Source organism: Streptomyces sp. NPDC037083, from assembly GCF_055606485.1.
In genome coordinates this window covers 1-4,220 of the sequence record NZ_JBVJSQ010000040.1, presented here as the reverse complement: position 1 = coordinate 4,220, position 4,220 = coordinate 1, and the positions used below count along the sequence as shown (strand labels likewise).

The window sequence follows — 4,220 nt, the reverse complement described above, 5'->3', positions numbered from 1 at the left end:
GAGCAATCCAGAGCGTCGAAGGGAGTGACACCGTGGCTGGATACGCAGAGATCGCCGAGGACTTCCGGCGGAAGATCGAGCGGGGCGAACTGAGCCCCGGCGACCGGATGCCGACGATCCGGGAGGTCATGGAGACATGGGGCGTGTCCATGGCCACCGCATCCCGCGCCTACAAGGAGCTGAAGGCCCACGGCCTGACGCACGCCAGCAGCGGCGCAGGCACAGTCGTGTCGCGGCCGGGCAGCCCCACTATCGCGGCCCGTGTGCAGGCCCACGCAACGACCGGCCGGGCGCTGACGTCAGGCGAGACGTCGAAGATTCTGGAGATCGGAACCGTCGGAGCAGACGAACTGGTCGCCGCTCGGCTTGGAGTGGACCCCGGCACGCCGGTGCACGTGCGGCGCAGGATCGTGAGCCGGGGAGAAACCCCGCTGCACCTGTCCGCGTCGTACTACCTGCCGTTCGTGATCGAGGCGACGCCCGAACTGACGGAGCCGGTGTCGACCGGCGGCTCACGCGAGCTGGCTGCCGAGCGTCTCGGCTCGCCGCAGGACCGCGTCCTCGAGGAGGTCACCTCCCGGCTCGCCTCCGACGCGGAGAAGACCGCTCTCGGCCTGACCGGCGACACGGTCGTCGTGACCCAGATCGTGCGCACCGTCTTCCTGGCCGACGGCCGGATCGTGGAAGTCGCCGTTCGCGTCGTGGGCGGATCGACCGTGCTGCGGTGGGCGAGCGCCCTGTAGCCAAAGAGGTTGGTTGGACAAGCCCCGCCCGGGCTATCCGGGCGGGGCTTTCTGCTGCCCCAACGCGTGCCGCGCGTGCCGCGTGCCGCGCGTGCCGCGCACGTACGCGTGAGGGATCCCAACAGGCGGGCGCGAGAAGAGGCGTGAGGGCCGCTCTCGCCGACGCACAGCGCACCGCCGGGGAGTTGGGCCACTGGACCGGAGAACGGCGTCCAGAGCGGCTCACGGAGCGTGAACGTCATCATCATCATCACCACCGCCGGATCTGCCTCGCGGGCGCATAACGCACGCGTGCGTCGTGCGCGTGCGAGAGGACCCAGATTCGATGACCGGGCGTAGCGGAGAGCGGCATCCGTGGGCGGTTTACGTGGCACCGGCATGGCCGACTGCGGCAGCTCGATGGTCCTGCCGAACAGGCAGCGGGAGGGGAGGGGAGGGCGGCTCGGGTCCGGGCGCCGGATGCGCCGGCCGAACGGGCGGGCCGCCGTACCGCCGCCGTCGCGGATGCTCGCGCGTGAGCGGACCGACCGCCTGGTCGTGGTCGACGGGGAGCAGCTGCTGCCGCGATGCGGTGGCGGCCGCCGTGGTCGCTCCGCGTCGGCGCGGGCATCGCTGTGGTACACGAGCGTGTCGGAGTCGGGGGGGTCGCGCGCGTAAAGCGTGCACACGTGCACGAGCACACGCGTGCACGCGTAGAGAGCCCTCAGCCCCCATCACGCTTGAGCGGTAGCTGCTCGGCCCTGACCCGGCCCGGCGGCGGCGGCAGAAGCGGCATGCGGCCACGAGGAGTCCCCGCCAGCGTCGACCGCGAAGACGGCTCAGGGACACTCACCCGAGTTTCGTCACGTGACGAATCGTCGGAACGTTTCGTTTCGTCACGTGACGAATCTTGAAGGGTTCCGATTTCGTCACGTGACGAATCTGAGGATGCGAGTGTCCGGGTCAGTTCGTGGCGGATCAACAAGACGTTCGCCTGCGTGATCTCGTCGATCTTCCGTTGCTCGTAGGCGCGCTGTCGGCACGATCGGCGGCAGTAGTCGCGGCTGCGGCCTACGCCGGATTGCCGGATCGAGCTGCCGCACCAGGCGCACAGCTTCGCGCCCTCGCTGTCTCGTGGGGAGTCGGTCATGCGGTGACCGTACGCGGCAGCTCTCATGGCGCGGCCGGCCCGGGGGGTGATTCAAATTTTCTCTACTAGTTCAAGGCGGCCCTGCGGGCCGCGCGGCCCGGCACTCGGCCGGGCCGCTCCTGCCTCCGTCCCGCGGCCCGACCGCCCGCCGGGCCGCGTCACTCGCTGTCTGCAAGCAGGTGGGCCACCACCGCCCGAGCGGCCCCAGAGACGAGGGAACCGACCACGGTCAGAGCTCCCTTCTTCGCGAACTCCCGGCGCGGGTCCGGGGTCGGCTGCGGTGCCGACGTCGCCTGCGGGGCCTGCTGCTGCTCGTTGCTCACGTGCTCCTCCAAGGGCTGCTCGGAAAAAGTCCTCCCGTCCCGGACAGGCGGGCAGGTCGGCACAGTCGCGGAGCGAGGGGTTAGCCCCGCAACTCCGCCTCGCCCCTTCTCTGGTGTCACCGGCCTGGGGACAGGACCGGGCACGAAAAAGCCCTCCAGGCGGTCGGCCTGGAGGACGGGGCGAGAGCAGCAGAGCAGCCCGGCGAGCGGCATTCAATAGTTCGCCAGCTTGTCGTCTGCCTTGTCGCCTGCCTTGTCTTGTCGCTTGTCTTGTCGCTTGTCGGCTCCCAGCTCAGAGACCGATCACGAGCCGCCGCACACCCTTGCATTCTGATCCGCAGGCCCCCGCCGAGACGTCGTGAGATGCGCCCCCGAAACGGCGACCGGTGCCCGCGAAACGGTGAGAGGTGCTTCCGAAACCGGCGGGGTGAGACGAGACTCCGTGAGACGTCCAGGCGAGCCAGCGCGAAGCCGGGAGCCGGTGAGACCGAAACGGTGACCGGCGTTCCCGAAACGGTGAGACGTGCCCACGAAACGCCGCCCGCCGTCCTCGGATCGGACGCGGTTGAGCGTCTCGGCGTACCTGTACGACGCTCGGCGAGCGCGCGCTCTTACCTGTACGGCGAGCGCGCGCTCAACCCTGTACAGGCCGCCCCCTGTACGGCACCTGTACGACGCCAGTACGGGTGGTGTGACCAGGTGGTCAGCAGGCGAAGGCGAGCTGTTCGACGGGCGGGTTGGCGGGCGGGTCCGCTGGGCCGTACCCGTCGGGTACAGAGCCGTCCAGGGGCGACCAGCAGTCGCTGCCCCAGGTCAGTCCCCAGGACTCCAGCAGAGCGCGGGCTGCAGCGAGCCCGGACCGCTCCAGCGCGTGGACGACCTCCAGCCGCCGTCCCTGCCGCTGGAGGACGACCGTGAACCAGGCCGCGTAGGAGACGCCCAGGACCTCGCCGGATTCCATGGTCGGCGCGTCGTCGTCCTGGTCCTGGTCCTCGTCCTGGTCGTCCAGCTCGGCGGCCGCGGCGAGTTCGTCGTCGGTCCGGTCTTCGAAGAGCCGCCCGAACGGCGCGAGCTTGTCCGACCACCTCAGGTACCAGACGCCCTTGATGCCGAGTTCGTACGAGCGCCACAGCTCACGGTCGCGAGCGCTGCTGGTGTCGGCCCAGTCCTGGGCGATCTGCCACGGCGTACGCCGCCCGCCCCGTCCGGTCTTGGTCTGGTCGCCGGTGATCTCCTTGGCGATGTACCGGGCGAAGGCCTCGATGTCGCCGCCCTTGGGCGTGTCCAGCTTGAAGCCGTGCTTGCGGCTGAGCGTGTAGCCGCCCGCCTCCACGACCGCCCGCGACCAGCGCTCGTAGAGCGCCTGTTCAAGCTCTGCTCGCTGAGCTTCGGTGAGCGGCGCCCGCAGGAAGTAGAGCGTGTGGAAGTGCGGGTGCCAGCCGTTGCTCCCGTGCGTGACCTCGAACGCCCTCACGTCCCCGACGATCCCGAAGCGCTCGCGCAGGCGTCGCCAGGCGGCACCCGACCCGGCACCGAACGCCCGCCGCCATGCCGCCCGCTGGAGCTTCACCAGCTCCTCCAGCGACTGCCGCTCGAAGTGCCGGAGCGTGTACGTGCCCATGGCCAGCCCGCCACCGGTCGCGGCCCGGACGAGGTGAGCGAGTTCGGCCGGCATCTCCCACTCGGGGTCGGCCCAGGCCGTCGCCGCGCGGGCGAGCTGGTCGCCGCGAGCGGTCCGGATGCGGTTGCCGCAGACGGGGCACAGGTTGCCCTTCCGGCACGTCCGAAGCCGTACCCAGCGGGCACGGCCACGGTCGTACCGGACGGTGACCTGGCCGCCCGCCGAGGGGACCGGCAGCCGTCCGCAGTCCGGCAGTCCGGTGTCCAGGGTGATCCGCTGGATCGCGTCCCGGAGCGTGTGCCACTGGTCCCGCTTACGGCCCTTGCCCTTGGGCGTCTCCGCCTTGGCGGGCTGGGGGGGGGTCACACTCTTTCCCCACTGACCGAGGCGCTTCCCGGCGGTCC

The 4,220-nt window shown here is 70.5% G+C and carries 4 protein-coding genes; 1 reads left to right on the top strand and 3 read right to left on the bottom strand.

Features of this window, described 5'->3' with window-relative positions:
- Positions 1 to 32 precede the first annotated feature (32 nt).
- Positions 33 to 743: a GntR family transcriptional regulator gene (locus ACZ7DE_RS40935; RefSeq protein WP_470769632.1), complete on the top strand. Its 711-nt coding sequence runs from the start codon at positions 33 to 35 to the stop codon at positions 741 to 743.
- Positions 744 to 1,446: 703 nt separating this feature from the next.
- On the opposite strand, the gene ACZ7DE_RS40930 is transcribed toward ACZ7DE_RS40935, so the two are convergent.
- The 3 genes from ACZ7DE_RS40930 to ACZ7DE_RS40920 all read right to left on the bottom strand — a co-directional run bounded on the left by ACZ7DE_RS40930 (position 1,447) and on the right by ACZ7DE_RS40920 (position 4,182).
- Positions 1,447 to 1,872 carry a hypothetical protein gene (locus ACZ7DE_RS40930; protein ID WP_470769630.1) on the bottom strand — a complete coding sequence of 142 codons (426 nt, stop codon included), beginning with the start codon at positions 1,870 to 1,872 and terminating at the stop codon, positions 1,447 to 1,449.
- 158 nt (positions 1,873 to 2,030) lie between these two features.
- Positions 2,031 to 2,195 (bottom strand): hypothetical protein, encoded by a 165-nt coding sequence (locus ACZ7DE_RS40925; protein ID WP_470769628.1) that lies wholly within the window; start codon positions 2,193 to 2,195, stop codon positions 2,031 to 2,033.
- Between the two features lie 703 nt (positions 2,196 to 2,898).
- Positions 2,899 to 4,182: a rep family protein gene (locus ACZ7DE_RS40920; protein WP_470769626.1), complete on the bottom strand. Its 1,284-nt coding sequence runs from the start codon at positions 4,180 to 4,182 to the stop codon at positions 2,899 to 2,901.
- Positions 4,183 to 4,220: the final 38 nt, after the last annotated feature.